Origin of the sequence: Planococcus wigleyi (assembly GCF_014836985.1) — a bacterium.
In the GTDB taxonomy this organism is placed as follows: domain Bacteria; phylum Bacillota; class Bacilli; order Bacillales_A; family Planococcaceae; genus Planococcus; species Planococcus notacanthi.
Window position 1 is genome coordinate 346,087 of record NZ_JACSPU010000004.1, and the last position, 15,194, is coordinate 361,280.

Sequence of the window (15,194 nt, forward strand, 5' to 3'; positions counted from 1 at the left end):
GAGTGTTTTCCATTGTTAATTACAGAAAGAATGGATCACACCATAAAAAAGTTGAGGTCACAGACAGCGAACATTATTACAATCGGTAATATGATGTTTGGTGGTGCCTCTCTTATGGCCACTTTAAATGGATCATATAGCTATAGTGTGCTATTTATATTTATCGCGGCTTTTTTGGACCGCTTTGACGGTATGGTGGCAAGAAAGTTCAATCAGGAATCCGATTTAGGCAAACAGCTCGATTCAATGAGTGACATATTATCCTTTGGTGTTGCACCCGCAATTTTAATGTACCAGCTCGTTTTATCAGATTTCGGTTTTGTCGGAATGGTTTTTACTGTTATCTACATTTCGTGCGGCGCTTTCCGTCTGGCACGCTTCAACATTTCAGATGCGACAGGTTATTTTACCGGTTTGCCGATTACTGCAGCAGGTACAGTCATCACCCTTTCATACTTTGGGGTGCCAGCTTTTTCACCGGTCGTCTTTATGTTCCTGTTCATCCTTTGTTCATTGCTGATGGTCAGCACATTCACCTTGAGAAAAGTTTAAAAAAGCTGAGCGACGTTGAGAAAACGTCCTCAGCTTTTTTGTTGTCTTTCGGGAAGCTTAAATGCGTGCTGCCAATTGGCTGATGACATTAAAGACGATTTCCGTTGAATGTTTAGCTGCCACTGGCAGGAACTCATCGAAAGATACCGATGATTCCTTTCCGGCAATGTCTGATAAAGCACGGATTACCACAAAGGCAACATCGAATTGATAGCAGACCTGTGCAACCGCAGCCGCTTCCATTTCAGCTGCTTTCATCGTCGGGAAATATTCACGCACTTTGGCAACACGTTCAGGATCGTTCATGAACGAATCGCCAGTTGCGATCAATCCGACTGCATAATCATGCTGTCCCATTTCCTTGACTGCTTTAATTGCCAGTTCAATCAATTCTTCGTTCGAAGTGAATGCAGCCGGCAATTGAGGGACTTGTCCCATTTCATAGCCGAAGACTGTAACATCCACGTCGTGATGGCGAACTTCATCCGATATGACGACTGCCCCAACTTCGAGTTCTTCATCAAAACCTCCTGCAGAGCCGATATTGATGACGATATCCGGCTGGTATTGCTGAAGGAGAATCGTTGTAGACATTGCAGCATTCACCTTGCCGATGCCGCTTTTCAACAACACGATCTCCTGGCCTGCGTATGTACCTAAAGTGAATTCACATTTAGCGATTTCTTCAGTCTGCGGACTTTCCAGTCGGCTTCTCAATAATTGAACTTCTTCTTCCATCGCACCAATCACACCGATTTTCATTTTTGCATTCCTCATTCCAGCGTCGATTTATATTAACCTGTTTCAATTACTCATACTAGCAAAGAAAAAGACGCCTTTATCAATAGGCGCCTTGCAGCGTTTTCAATACATCCATCTTCACCGGTTTCCAGCCTTCGCCATCCACCCATTCCAAATGGACACGGTATTTCTCAGATTCGTCTTTAGACTGTACAGTCGCAATCGATTTCTGAGGGCCTCCGCCATTTTTGATCATCATGACGTACATATTGTTTGAGTCAAGACCAGTTGCATAGGAAACAGCTTTGACTTTTTCATTCCAGTCAACAGAATCCTTCTGGTAAACGGAAACATGGTCTCCTTTTTGCTTGGTGCCAACCGGCTCCCAGCTTGTATTGATCACTGTTTCGTCTACAATCGGATCGCTCGAATCTTCACGTGTGATGGTTCCGCCTTTTGTGACAGATCCTTCTTCTTCTTTTTCTTTTTCTTCTTTAGCTTTCTTGGCTGCTTCTTCTTTAGCTTTTGCTTCTTCAGCTTTCTTGGCTGCTTCTTCTTCAGCTTTTGCTTCAGCGTCTTCATCCTCGTCACCGGCACTTGCGCTTTCACCGTCATCAGAGCCACTCGTTTGTTCTTCGGTACCAGTTGAGATTGCCACTTCTTCAGACTCGTTCGCCTGATCGTCCCCTCCGCTAAATAGCATAGAAACTCCAATAATGAGAATCAATGCAAATACCAGACCGATCATGATGTTCAAAATGGAATTTGACCGATTTTTTTCTTTCTTTTTCTTCAAACGAGAGGGATACGGTTTTTCTTCGTTCGTCATTGGATGTCCCCCTTTCTTGTAAGTTTAACATATAATCTTCATGACAAATTTGACGTTTCAACGATAATTTCGTTTCATATCGAGTAAAGTTAATGAAAAACGGCCATCCTGTATGCAGAATGGCCGCTTCCATCACGTGATAGAAAGGATTTTGATTTCCATTTCTCCGCCAGGCGTCAATACTTTCACATTTTCACCAATTGTGCGGCCGATCATGCTTTTCGCAATAGGAGAATCATTTGAAATGCGGCCTTCTAAAGGATCCGCTTCTGCTGATCCGACGATTGTATAGGATTCTTTATCGCCATCTGGAACTTCTATAAATGTCACAGTCGTCCCCAAGCGAACGATATCCTTATTTGATTCGTTTTCATTTATGATAACGGCGTTACGGACCATCGATTCAAGCGTCGAAATACGACCTTCTACAAAAGCCTGATCTTCTTTCGCAGAATCATACTCTGAGTTCTCGGACAAATCTCCGAAACTGCGGGCTACTTTAATCCGTTCCACTACTTCTTTTCTTTTTACCGTTTTTAAGAAATCCAGTTCGTCTTCCAACTTCTGCTTTCCTGCAGCTGTCATTGGAAATTGTTTTTCGTTAGCCATTCTTTCCACTCCTTCAACTGCTGACCTGGATGCATAGGTGCAACCGTCAGTCTGGTCTCATCATATTATAGTTTAACAATCTATTCAAGAATAGTTTTGATTTTTGTGACCATTAAATCAATCGCCACTTCGTTTTGCCCGCCTTCTGGAATAATTACATCTGCATAGCGTTTTGTCGGCTCGATAAATTGGTTGTGCATTGGGCGGACAACCGTCAAATATTGCTCGATGACGGAATCGATGGTACGGCCGCGTTCATTGATATCGCGCAACAAACGGCGAATGATCCGCAAATCGCCATCCGTGTCGACAAACAGCTTGATGTCCATCAAATCGCGCAGGCGTGAATCTTCAAGCACTAAAATGCCTTCCAGTATGATAACATCTTTCGGGTCAATTAGCACCGTTTCTTCTGCACGGGTGTGCAAAGCGTAATTATAGACCGGCTTTTCGATTGGTCTGCGTTCCAGCAAATCATTGATGTGTTCAATCAGCAGATCTGTATCAAATGCCAATGGATGATCATAGTTTGTTTCCAGGCGTTCTTCGAAGGCCAAATGGCTTTGGTCTTTGTAATAATAGTCCTGTTCGATTACCACCACTGAGTTTTCTTTAAATACTTCATAAATGGAGTTCGTGACACTCGTTTTCCCCGAGCCCGAACCCCCTGCGATCCCAATAACGACCGGCCGATTCTTAGACATGTTGTTTAGCTCCTTGCAAACCTCGTTTTTAGTGTGTTCATTTCTTTTTGCAAATCATAATGCCATCGCCCACTGACAATAATTGCGTGTCATAAGCAGGGTGATGGAGCATATGTTCTTTAAATGCTGCAAGATTACGGATCATTGTACGTTTTCTTCTGGGAACTTCGGACAGTGGAATGTCAGAGAGTCCATGCATCGCCATGTTATCGCAATATATAATTCCGCCTGTTGCCAATAAGCTTTCGTACTTGTCGAAAAAGCGTTCATACTGGCCTTTGGCGGCATCGATAAAAATAGCGTCATACTGTGGTTTCAGTTCCGATAAGGCAAGTTCCAATGCATCTGCATGATAAATGCGGATCTTTTCCCCGAAACCTGATTGCGCAATAAATTCAACCGCTTTTTCATAGCGGGAAGCATCCCGTTCAACCGTATCCACTGTACATTCCGGCAGTGCCTCAGCCATTTTAATTGCTGAAAATCCAATGGCTGAACCGATTTCCAAAATCCGTTCGGGTTGTTGTGCTTTCAGTAAATCCACCAGTTCCCGGATTCCCTGATCTTCCATAATCGGCACATGATGTGCCGCTGCATAAGCTTGAACCGCTTTAAGCGTCGTTGATAATTGATTGTTCACCATACTGGAAAGCTCCTTTTCGGCTAAGCAAAAATTACTTCAAATCTTACCATAAAAAGAGAAGGAAAGCGAGGGCGCTTCCTTCTCGATGGCTTTACTTACCGATATGTTCATCCCGGTTGGCCAAATGTTCTTCATAGGTCTTGGCAAAATGATTCGTACCTGTAGAATCAGCCAAGAAATAGAAATATTCGGTTTCAGCGGGATCCAACACCGCTTCAATCGAAGAACCTCCAGCATTTGCAATCGGTCCAGGCGGCAGCCCTTTATTCTTGTAAGTACTGAATGGATGTTCAAACTCATAATCTGTATTGAAGAGACGATCCTTGTGTTCGCCCATCGCATAAATGACCGTTGGATCCGTCTGCAATGGCATGTCATCGTTCAGTCGGTTATAGAATACGCTGGCGATGGTCTGTCGGTCTGATTGAGCCGTTGCCTCTTCTTCCAGTAGGGAAGCGAATGTCAGAAGCCAATGTGGGGTCTCGCCTTGTTCTTCCAAAACGCTTTGGTATTGCATGACATTTGCTTGTGTCGTATCGAGCATTTGCTCAATAATCAGCGTCAGCGATGGGTCTTCATCGTAGATCGGATAAGTTGCTGGGAACAAATAACCTTCCAACGCATAGCGGATGTCTTCATTCAAAATCTCATCCGTCAGCAGATCGGGGTATTTGACCATCAGTTCTTCGATGTAAGCAGGATCCTGAATTTTCTCCAAGAACTCTTCTGCCGTAAACGATGTTTTCTTCGCGATGACATTTTCAGCAATTTCTTCTACAGTCAAACCTTCCGGAACATTGATGGTGAATAACGGCTCGCGGTAGACTTTTCCGCTTTTCAGGCTTTCCGTAATTTCATCCAATGTCATGGATGGCAACAAGTCGTATGTCCCTGCCTGAAATTCGGATTCATTGTTGAATTTAACGTAATATTTGTAGATGCGGGCATCTTCGATAATGCCGTTTTCTTCAAGCAATGCTGCAATACTGTCTAGACTCGAACCGATTGGAACTTCGACAGTAACCACTTCTTCAGAATCCGGATTAACCGGTTCCAGGCCGTTCGTGATGTAATTGTAGGTTTGAAAGCCTGCGATTCCGATGATGACCAATAGGATCAGCGCGACTATTAAGACGATGCGTCGGACGACTCTCACTTCCTTCTTTTTTTCTTTCATGCGTTCAAACATGATCTCTTTTTTTGACGGTTTCTCCACGGGTTCCCCCCCCAGCTTTTCTCTTCTGCAAAAGTTGATTTAATTGTCTCAACTTCTATCAGTATACAAGAAAAGTGCACAAAAGAAAAAGACGGAATCAGCAAACAATTCCGTCCCTTCCATTTTTATAGTTCTTCGTTTTCTTCTTCTTCGTCAAGGAACGTATTCAACATCTCTTCGATCATGTCCCACTCTTCATCAGTTTCAACCGGGCGAAGTTCTCCGCCGCCAACAGTTTCGTCTGATTCAGGGTTTTCCGTGAAGGAAGATGCATGAATTTCAATTTCGCCTTCTTCATCTTCTTCAGCGCCTACCGGGAAATACAAAACATATGATTTTCCGAAGTCTTCTGATTCAAATGTGAACAATACTTCAAATAATTGTTCGTTGCCGTTTTCGTCCACGACTGTAATGTGCTCTTGTCCGTGTTCCATTTGTGTCACCTCATCATTTTTTAAAATCAAGATAGCCTTGCAAAATCATGACTGCCGCCATCTTGTCGATCACTTTTTTGCGATTTTTGCGGCTGACGTCCGCGGAGATCAACATCTTTTCTGCTGCCGACGTCGTAAGCCGTTCATCCCATAGGACCACCGGTATACTATACGCTTCTTTCAGCAAAGCTGCAAATCTTTCGGAAGCTTCAGCGCGCGGCCCGATAGAGTTATTCATGTTTTTCGGGTAGCCGACGACCGCTTCGGTCACTTCATATTGCTTGATCAGCTCGCCAAGGCGGGCCATTCCGAATTCTTCGATCGCTTCATTTATTTTGACGGTTTCGATTCCTTGAGCTGTCCAGCCCATCGGGTCGCTGATTGCGACGCCGACTGTCTTCGATCCGACATCAAGTCCCATTATACGCATGATTATTCCCCGTTATTCTTTTTAATATAGAACTTTACAAGCTCTTCCAGAATTTCATCCCGTTCCAGTTTGCGAATCATATTTCGCGCATCCTGATGGCGAGGAATATAAGCCGGATCACCTGATAATAAATATCCGACAATCTGATTGATCGGGTTATAGCCTTTTTCTTCAAGTGCAGCATGGACTTGAAGCATCACTTGCTTCACATCTTGCTCCATCGACTCATCAGAAGAATCGAATTTCATAGTTCGATCAAATGAACTCACGACAAGCACCTCGCTTTCGGATTTTGAATAGGAATACTTACTCCTGCTGTCTGATTTCCATTATAACCGATAGCGTCGATTTATTAAACCTATTTCACTAAGCTATAGACTGATTCGAGCGCCGCGTCCAATTTTCCAGGATCTTTGGCGCCTGCCATTGCCATATCCGGACGTCCGCCGCCTTTGCCGCCGCACAGTTCTGCCACATGTTTGACGATTTGGCCAGCGTGATATTCCCCACTGGCTAAATCTTTCGTAACACCCGCCGCCAGCATGACTTTTTCTCCATCTGTTGCCCCAAGAACGATCACCGCTTTATCGATTTTCGTTTTCAGGTCATCCATCATCTGGCGCAGCTGGTTATTATCCTTCGCTTCAACTTTAACGGACAGGACAGTAATATCGCCTACTTTTTGCGCGCTGTCTAGAATGCCGGCAGATTGGGCATTGGAAATTTTTGCAAGCAGCGATTCGTTTTCACGTTGCAGAGATTTCATTTCCGCTTGGACAGACTGGACTTTTTGGACCATGTCTTTTGGAGATGATTTCAAGAGGCCGGATGCCTGTTCCAAGATATGTTCACTGTCTTTCAAACTTTCGTAAGCGCCTTTTCCTGTAACAGCTTCAATTCTGCGGATGCCGGCGCCGATGCCGCCTTCTGAAACAATTTTGAACAAACCGATTTCCGATGTATTCGTTACATGGACACCGCCGCATAGTTCAAGTGAGTAGCCGCCAATTTCAACGACACGGACAACATCTCCGTATTTCTCGCCGAATAAAGCCATCGCACCCATTTCTTTTGCTTCCTGCAAATTATGGTAGCCGGTCTGGACGGCAATGCCTTCCCAGACTTTTTCATTGACGATTTTTTCGATCGTCTCCAATTCTTCTGTCGTCACCTGGCCGAAATGCGAGAAGTCGAAACGCAGACGGTCTGGTCCTACGTAAGATCCTGCCTGGTTAACGTGCGTGCCTAGAACATCTTTTAGTGCTTGATGCAGAAGATGCGTCGCTGTATGATTCTTGACCGTGTGGCGGCGCTCTGAAGCATCGACTTGTGCGTGGACAGTGGATTTCGTCAATTCACCGGTTTCAACTCGTACAGAATGAAGATTCTGGCCATTCGGCGCTTTTTTGACATCCAGTACAGCTGCTTGAACCAAATCGTTGCTCAATGTCCCGTGGTCTGCAATCTGCCCGCCGCTTTCCGCATAGAATGGCGTCTGGTCCAGGATAACTTGAACTTCTTCCCCTTCGTGGGCACTTTCTGCTAATTCGCCATCTTTAATGATGAACAGCACTTGCGCATCGGATACCGTTTGGCTATAGCCGATAAATTCACTGTTGTCTTTAATATTGCCCAATACTTCCGATTGCGTCTGCATTGAATTGACATTTTGACGCGCATTTCTTGCACGGTCACGCTGTGCCTGCATCGCTGCTTCGAATCCCTTATGGTCAATCGCCATGCCTTCCTCTTCCGCATATTCTTCCGTCAGCTCTACTGGGAAGCCGTACGTGTCATACAATCGGAATGCGTCTTCGCCTGGAATTTCCGTCTGGCCAGCCGCTTTTTGTTTTTCTACAACGGACGATAATATAGCCAAGCCATCATGCAGCGTTTCGTGGAAACGTTCTTCTTCAAGCTTCATGACGCGGATAATAAAGTCCTGTTTGTCGCTGACTTCCGGGTAGAAGTTTTTCATGATGTCCCCGACCACTGGAACCAGTTCAAACAAGAACGGTTTCTCGACGCCCAGCTTTTTCGCATAGCGTACAGCACGGCGCAGCAAGCGGCGCAATACATAGCCACGGCCTTCATTCGACGGAAGCGCTCCGTCCCCGATTGCAAATGCCACGGTGCGGATGTGGTCAGCGATTACTTTGAAAGCCATATCCATATCGGCATCTTGGCCATATTTCTTACCTGAAATTTCTTCGGTTTTCTGGATAATCGGAATGAACAGATCCGTGTCATAGTTTGTCGGTACGTCTTGGACAACGGAAGTGATGCGTTCCAAGCCCATTCCTGTATCGATGTTCTGTTTCGGAAGCGGTGTGTACGTATGGTCGGGATTGTGGTTGAACTGAGAGAAAACCAAATTCCAGATTTCTAAATAACGGTCGTTTTCGCCACCCGGATACAATTCAGGGTCGTTCAAATCATTGCCGTAGCTTTCGCCGCGGTCGTAGAAAATTTCCGAGTTCGGGCCACTCGGGCCTTCGCCGATGTCCCAGAAGTTGCCTTCCAGACGGATGATGCGTTCAGCAGGAACGCCGACTTCATTCAACCAAATGCCATATGCTTCTTCATCTTCCGGATGGATCGTTACGGATAATTTCTCCGGATCGAAACCAATCCATTTGTCATCAGTCAGGAATTCCCACGCCCAGTGGATCGCTTCGGTTTTAAAGTATTCACCGATGGAGAAATTGCCGAGCATCTCAAAGAATGTATGGTGGCGTGCTGTTTTGCCGACGTTTTCGATATCGTTCGTCCGGATTGATTTTTGTGCGTTGACGATCCGTGGATTCTCAGGAATGACACGGCCATCGAAATATTTCTTCAATGTCGCCACGCCGCTGTTGATCCACAATAGGGACGGATCTTCAAATGGCACAAGCGGTGCGCTCGGTTCCTGGTCATGGCCTTTTTCTTTAAAGAAATCGATATACATTTGTCTGATGTCTTCAGCTTTCAAGTTTTTCATCTTTTTTTCCTCCTCAACAATATAAAAAGCCCTCATCCCAAAAAAGGGACGAAGGCTTTATTTCGCGGTACCACCCTAGTTACACAAAGCCAAAAGCTTCATGTCTCTCGAACACCTTAACGCGGTTCAACGGCAGGGATTAGCTGCACTCCGGAGTAGCTTTCTAAAATCAAATCTCGTCGGGGCCTTTCAGCCTGGGGCCCTGTTTCTGTCCGGATGCGATTTTATACTGTCTCCATCAATGTGTTTGTCTATCAGTCTAATTTGAATTATAGAAAAAGCCTGGAGTGATGTCAATAGAAGGGTGAAGAAATCGCTTCAGGCGGATGTTTTTGAACATGAATCAAAAATCTTCCCAATTGGAGTGGTTGCTTTCCGTTTCGGCGCTCGCTTTCCGCGGGTTAGCGCCCAAGCAACCGGTATGGAAAAACAAGCTTTTTACGTGTACATCTTGAACCGCTCAGTTCGCTAGGTTCTATCCATGTTCTTTAGCTTGTACCAATTCCACAGGAAGATACCGACCAAAATAGATCAATCAATATTATTCAGACAAAGCTAGCTTCGCTATGCAGAAGCAATCAATTTCTCCGCTGCTCCCGCGGAATAGCTAAGCAGTTTTGAGAAATAGCAACATCGCAATCTATCTTTGCAATTTACTACATCAAGCTTCCATGAATTTCTGCGGTGTGATGCCCTCCATGCCAATCATCGGGTGGATAGCGTGGACGTTTTCCGTGGTCAGACTGACCGGTCCGCTCTGGACGGCTTCGGCTTTTTCCATGGTTTGCTGTTCGGTTTTCGGTTCTTCTGCTGCAACTGCCAGACGGTTTTTCAAGGTAGTCATCCGCTGCATGTCATCCGTCCGTTCAACACCGTAACGGAAAACGCTAGGGTCTCCGCACAGGATCAGAAAATCCCTGCTGCGGGTGATGCCGGTGTAAAGTAGGTTGCGACGCAGCATTTTCATATAGCCGCGGACAACCGGCATGATGACGGTCGGGAACTCCGACCCTTGCGATTTATGGATCGAGCAGCAATAGGCCAACGTCAGCTGGTTCAGGTCGCTGCGTTCGTAGGTCACTTCGATGCCGTCGAAAGACGCCACCAGCATGTCCTGCTTTTCGACTGTTTCTTTCGCTTTGAGAATGGCTACGACTTCGCCCATGTCGCCATTGAAGACGTTGCTTTCCGGCTGGTTGACCAGCTGCAGGATTTTGTCGCCGATGCGGTAGGTGATGTCGCCGAATACCAGTTCTTTGCGTTTGCCGTCGGCATTCGGGTTGACCATTTCCTGAATCAGCCGGTTCAAGGCATCGATTCCTGCCGGTCCTTTATACATCGGCGCCAGCACTTGGATATCCTTGATTGAATGGCCTTTCGACAAGGCACTTTTCACGACTTTTTCAACCACTGATGGAATTTGATCCGCTCCCGCTTTAATGAATGAGCGGTCTGCTGTTTTCGCGGTAATGTCTTCCGGCAATTTGCCTTTTTTCATTTGGTGCGCCAGCTCGATGATGGAAGATCCTGAAGACTGGCGGTAAATCTCGGTCAATTCCACCGTAGGAATCCGTTTTGATTCAAGCAGGTCCCGCAGCACTTGCCCCGGTCCTACCGGCGGCAATTGGTCTTGGTCCCCGACAAAAATCAATTGGGCATCTTCCGGAACGGCTTTCAAGAGCTGGTGCGCAAGCCAAGTGTCGACCATGGACATTTCGTCGATGATGATCAATTTGCCTTCGATTTCCTTTTCGGTTTCTTCGTCTTTTTCCTGTCCGTTAAAACCCAACAAGCGGTGGATGGTCATCGCCGGCAAATCGGTCGATTCGCTCAAGCGTTTGGCCGCCCGTCCTGTCGGTGCTGCCAGGATGATTGGAAATGGTTCTTTTTTCTTGGCGTACTCTTTTGGATCCAGAGATAAACCATGCAGCTCTGCGTAGATTTCAACCAATCCGCGGACTACGGTCGTCTTGCCGGTACCCGGGCCGCCCGTCAGAATCATGACCGATGAGTTGATGCTGTTTTCAATGGCATCCACCTGCGTTTCAGCGTAATTGACGCCAAGCCGCTCTTCCGCTTCTCCGAGTGCTTTGCGGACTTCTGAACTCGGGAATTTCGTGCGGGTTTCCTGCTCTGCCAGCAAGGTTTCCAGTTTGGTCGCAATGCCTACTTCCGAATAATAAAGCGATGGCAAATAAAGCCGCGTTTCTTCCCCTGCGACTTTGCCTTCTTCGTTCAATTCGATGGCTGCTTTGGAGATCGCATCAATCGGAATTTCTGCCTGCTGGCGCGATTCAAGCATTTCTTTAACCATTGGGATCAAGGTTTTAGCATCGACATAAACATGCCCATCCGACAAGGATGCCTGGTTAAGGATATGCAGGATAGATGCTTTGATGCGGTCGGGGTGGGCGCCGGTGATGCCGAGTTTCATTCCCAGTTCATCGGCACGCTGGAAACCGATGCCTTCGATTTCTTCGATCAGCTGGAAAGGGTTTTTCGTCAAAATATCGATGGTTTCTTCACGGTAAGCCTGGTAGATCCGCATCCCGATTTGCGGGCCAAATCCCCAGTCGTTGAGCTGGATCATGACGCGCTCAAGTCCGAGATTCATCTGCAGCGTCGCACGGATCGTGTCTTTTTTATCGTCTGACAGACGCGGCACTTTGTCCAATGCATCCGGATCTTCCAAAATCTTTTTAATGGCGTCTTTGCCAAGTTTTTTGACGATGGTTTCAGCCGTCTTGCGGCCGATGCCATTGAACATATCACTCGACAGATAATGGATAATGCCTTGTTCAGTTTCGGGCACTTCCTTGGTGAAGGTTTCCACCTGGAACTGGACGCCGTATCGGGGGTGGTTTTTCACCACTCCGGTAAACCGGTATTGCTCTTCCATGGTCAGCATCGGGAAATAGCCCGACACGATGATTTCTTTTTCGGTATAAGGGGTGTTGGTTTCCTGGATTTTCACTTTCGCGATGGAGAATAAATTTTGGGGATTGTGAAAAATCGAGACGACAGGATGCCCTAATACAAACTGTTTTTCTTCTTGAAATAAATCGATTTGTCCGGTCATTTCTGTCGTCTCCTTTTCACGTGGCTATTCCAGTGTTGTTGCGATCATATCGTACGCGTAGCGCGCCATTTCATTGCGGTCATCAAGTGTATATGCTTGTTTCAGGTGATGCATGGCATCTTCCGTGCGGTTGGTGGAAACCGCATAAAGAACACCCAGGTTGTAATGGGCGTCCGAGTGGTTCGGATCCTGTTCAAGCACCTGCAGAAATTGCGGTTCTGCCAGCTCGAACAATTCCATTGATGCCAGAGTGATGCCATAGCTCAAGCGAGCCTGGACATCGCCTTCATCCAGCTCTACTGCACGCTGCAGATAAGGCAGCGCCAATTTAGGCTGCTCCAGCTTTTCGAAGCATTTGCCGATCATGAAATGCGCATCTGCGCCTTCCAATTCGTATTGCAGCGCTTTTTCGTATAACTTCAATGCTTCTTCGTAACGCTCTGAATTGAAATAAAGATTGGCGAGGCCGTAATAAGCCGTCGCCGAGGTTTCATCAAGCGTGATTGCTTTTTGGAAAAAACGTTCTGCACGGTCGATTTCGTCCATGGAAGTCAGCACATGGCCAAAGTTGATGTAGCCAAGCGGATTATCCGGCTGCTCTTCAATCGCTTGTGTAAAAGCTTTGATCGCTTCTTCCGTGTTGCCTTCCTGTAAAGCCTGTATACCGGTTTCGTTGTAATTCATCGCTGTCTCTCCCATTACCCTACATATTCCAAACGCGTGCCATTTTTAAAGACACGGTCGATGGTTCCGCCGCCCAGGCATTCTTCGCCGTCATAAAAAACAACGGCTTGTCCTGGTGTAATGGCACGGACCGGTTCTGCAAATGTCACGATGGCTTCCTCGCCTTTAAATTCCACTGTAACGCCGACATCCTGTTGGCGGTAGCGGAATTTCGCTGTGCACTCCAAAATGCCGGTCGGTGCTGTATTTGACGTGAAGCTTAAGTTTACTGCAGTCAGGCTATCCGAGAATAGAGCATCGTGATGGATATTTTGCCCAACGTATAAAACATTCTTTTTCAAATCTTTACCGATGACGAACCAAGGGTCGCCGGCGCCGCCGATGCCAAGCCCTTGCCGTTGGCCGATCGTGTAATACATCAAACCGTCATGCGTGCCCATTTTGACGCCTTCCAACGTCTCCATCTGGCCGGGTTGAGCCGGCAAGTATTGCCCAAGGAATTCCTTGAAATTGCGTTCGCCAATGAAACAGATGCCTGTGGAATCTTTTTTCGTTGCTGTTGCAAGTCCAGCTTCCAATGCGATTTCACGGACCTTTTTCTTTTCCATATGGCCGATCGGGAACATCACTTTAGACAATTGGCTTTGATCCAATTGGTTCAGGAAATACGTCTGGTCTTTGTTGTTGTCTTTGCCGCGCAGCATTTTTGTTTCCCCGTTTGCCGCGTGTTCTACCTGTGCGTAATGGCCGGTCGCCAAATAATCTGCACCCAGGCTCAAAGCGTGTTCAAGGAATGCTTTAAATTTGATTTCCTTGTTGCACATGACATCAGGATTCGGTGTACGCCCTGCTTTGTACTCTTCCAGGAAATATGTGAAAACCTTATCCCAGTACTGCTTTTCAAAATTGACGGCATAATACGGAATGCCAATCTGGTTGCAGACACGGATAACATCTTCGTAATCTTCCGTCGCTGTACAGACGCCGTTTTCATCGGTGTCATCCCAGTTCTTCATGAAGATGCCAATGACATCATAACCCTGTTCTTTCAATAAATAAGCGGCAACCGAAGAGTCGACCCCTCCGGACATGCCGACGACAACACGTGTATCTTGTGGTGCTTTTGCAGTCATTATCTCTCACCTTTTCATTTTAACGCCAAACGCTGGCTGATTTGAGCTGTCTTTGCAGCAGCTTGTTCAATATCCTCAGGCGCCAATCCGAATCCGAAACTGAATCGGATGGAATTGCGGATTTCAGCAGCTTGTTCACCGTACATAGCCACGAGCACATGGGAAGGATCAATTGACCCGGCTGTGCAGGCGGACCCGCTTGAAGCTGAAATTCCCGCTAAATCCAGATTGACCAGAAACGATTCGATCTCGATGCCTGGAATGCTGAGATTTAAAATATGCGGCAGTTGATTGCTGCCGTTTTCCTTGTAATCAATGCCTTGCTGATTCAATGCGGATTTGAAGATGGTTTTGTAGTGCTCATATGCCGCAGTTTTCTCTTCCATCGTCGACAATGAAATTTCTGCAGCTTTGGCAAATGCGGAAATTGCCGGTACGTTTTCTGTTCCTGCACGGCGTTTGCGTTCCTGTTCTCCGCCATACAACAACGGACTTACCGCTGTTCCTTTACGCTGGTATAGAAAACCGACGCCTTTCGGTCCATTCAGCTTGTGTGCGGATACGGACAATAAATCGACGTTCAATTTCTCAACATCAATCGGCAGCACACCGTATGCCTGGACAGCATCCGTGTGGAACGTAATGCCTGTCCCTTTCAGCAGTTCACCAATTTCAGCGACCGGCTGAATGGTGCCGACTTCATTGTTGCCCAGCATCACCGACACTAGAATTGTATCGTCACGCAACGCATTTTTCACGTCTTCTGCTTGGACCTGGCCATTTTCATCAACCGCCAGATAAGTAATGTCGTAGCCTTCCCGTTCCAGTTTCTCACAAGCATGCAGAACTGCATGATGTTCGATGACCGTCGTGATGATGTGTTTGCCGCTTTTTTTGGCAGCAGTGCCGAAGATCGCCAAATTGTCCGCTTCGGTTCCGCCGCTGGTGAAAATGATCTCCGTGTCATCAGCGTGGATGCTGTCAGCCAGTAATTTGCGGGCGTCGTCCAATGCCTTGCGGGCGGCTCTTCCGGTCCCGTGTATGCTCGACGGATTGCCATAGACCGTTCCAAGTGCTTCTGAAAAAGTGGACACCACTTCAGGATGCATCGGAGAAGTCGCTGCATGGTCTAAATAAATTCGATTCATGATTTGCTA

At 46.6% G+C, this 15,194-nt stretch carries 14 protein-coding genes, 1 pseudogene and 1 other annotated feature; of the genes and pseudogenes, 1 reads left to right on the forward strand and 14 read right to left on the reverse strand.

Features of this window, described 5'->3' with window-relative positions; genetic code table 11:
* Positions 1–12: 12 nt before the first annotated feature.
* On the forward strand, positions 13–552 hold the full coding sequence (gene pssA / locus H9630_RS13125) for a CDP-diacylglycerol--serine O-phosphatidyltransferase (protein WP_191715920.1): 540 nt from the start codon (positions 13–15) through the stop codon (positions 550–552).
* Positions 553–609: 57 nt separating this feature from the next.
* Here pssA and mtnN read toward each other — a convergent pair whose 3' ends face one another.
* From mtnN to H9630_RS13195, 14 genes and pseudogenes are all read right to left on the reverse strand, one after another.
* The gene (gene mtnN, locus H9630_RS13130) at positions 610–1,314 is read right to left on the reverse strand and encodes a 5'-methylthioadenosine/S-adenosylhomocysteine nucleosidase (RefSeq protein ID WP_191715921.1); all 705 of its coding nucleotides are present in this window, start codon (positions 1,312–1,314) and stop codon (positions 610–612) included.
* Positions 1,315–1,393: 79 nt separating this feature from the next.
* Positions 1,394–2,122 (reverse strand): DUF1510 family protein, encoded by a 729-nt coding sequence (locus tag H9630_RS13135; RefSeq protein WP_191715922.1) that lies wholly within the window; start codon positions 2,120–2,122, stop codon positions 1,394–1,396.
* 132 nt (positions 2,123–2,254) lie between these two features.
* Positions 2,255–2,731: a transcription elongation factor GreA gene (greA, locus tag H9630_RS13140; RefSeq protein ID WP_191715923.1), complete on the reverse strand. Its 477-nt coding sequence runs from the start codon at positions 2,729–2,731 to the stop codon at positions 2,255–2,257.
* Between the two features lie 80 nt (positions 2,732–2,811).
* Positions 2,812–3,450, reverse strand: a pseudogene (udk, locus tag H9630_RS13145) (uridine kinase); the annotation flags it as partial.
* A gap of 22 nt (positions 3,451–3,472) precedes the next feature.
* Positions 3,473–4,078 (reverse strand): O-methyltransferase, encoded by a 606-nt coding sequence (locus H9630_RS13150; protein ID WP_191715925.1) that lies wholly within the window; start codon positions 4,076–4,078, stop codon positions 3,473–3,475.
* 91 nt (positions 4,079–4,169) lie between these two features.
* On the reverse strand, positions 4,170–5,294 hold the full coding sequence (mltG, locus tag H9630_RS13155) for an endolytic transglycosylase MltG (RefSeq protein WP_191715926.1): 1,125 nt from the start codon (positions 5,292–5,294) through the stop codon (positions 4,170–4,172).
* Between the two features lie 125 nt (positions 5,295–5,419).
* Complete coding sequence (locus H9630_RS13160) at positions 5,420–5,728, reverse strand: DUF1292 domain-containing protein (protein ID WP_191715927.1); 309 nt, start codon at positions 5,726–5,728, stop codon at positions 5,420–5,422.
* A 13-nt stretch (positions 5,729–5,741) separates the two neighbouring features.
* Complete coding sequence (gene ruvX, locus H9630_RS13165; protein WP_191715928.1) at positions 5,742–6,158, reverse strand: Holliday junction resolvase RuvX; 417 nt, start codon at positions 6,156–6,158, stop codon at positions 5,742–5,744.
* 2 nt (positions 6,159–6,160) lie between these two features.
* On the reverse strand, positions 6,161–6,427 hold the full coding sequence (locus H9630_RS13170) for an IreB family regulatory phosphoprotein (protein ID WP_191715929.1): 267 nt from the start codon (positions 6,425–6,427) through the stop codon (positions 6,161–6,163).
* Positions 6,428–6,516: 89 nt separating this feature from the next.
* Positions 6,517–9,141: an alanine--tRNA ligase gene (alaS, locus tag H9630_RS13175; protein WP_191715930.1), complete on the reverse strand. Its 2,625-nt coding sequence runs from the start codon at positions 9,139–9,141 to the stop codon at positions 6,517–6,519.
* A gap of 41 nt (positions 9,142–9,182) precedes the next feature.
* Positions 9,183–9,392 (reverse strand) — a binding site (T-box leader).
* Positions 9,393–9,802: 410 nt separating this feature from the next.
* The gene (gene recD2 / locus H9630_RS13180; RefSeq protein ID WP_191715931.1) at positions 9,803–12,220 is read right to left on the reverse strand and encodes an SF1B family DNA helicase RecD2; all 2,418 of its coding nucleotides are present in this window, start codon (positions 12,218–12,220) and stop codon (positions 9,803–9,805) included.
* A 24-nt stretch (positions 12,221–12,244) separates the two neighbouring features.
* Positions 12,245–12,904, reverse strand: coding sequence for a tetratricopeptide repeat protein (locus tag H9630_RS13185; protein ID WP_191715932.1), 660 nt, complete (start codon positions 12,902–12,904; stop codon positions 12,245–12,247).
* A 14-nt stretch (positions 12,905–12,918) separates the two neighbouring features.
* Positions 12,919–14,037 carry a tRNA 2-thiouridine(34) synthase MnmA gene (gene mnmA / locus H9630_RS13190; protein ID WP_191715933.1) on the reverse strand — a complete coding sequence of 373 codons (1,119 nt, stop codon included), beginning with the start codon at positions 14,035–14,037 and terminating at the stop codon, positions 12,919–12,921.
* 14 nt (positions 14,038–14,051) lie between these two features.
* On the reverse strand, positions 14,052–15,185 hold the full coding sequence (locus H9630_RS13195; protein WP_191715934.1) for a cysteine desulfurase family protein: 1,134 nt from the start codon (positions 15,183–15,185) through the stop codon (positions 14,052–14,054).
* Between the last annotated feature and the right edge of the window lie 9 nt (positions 15,186–15,194).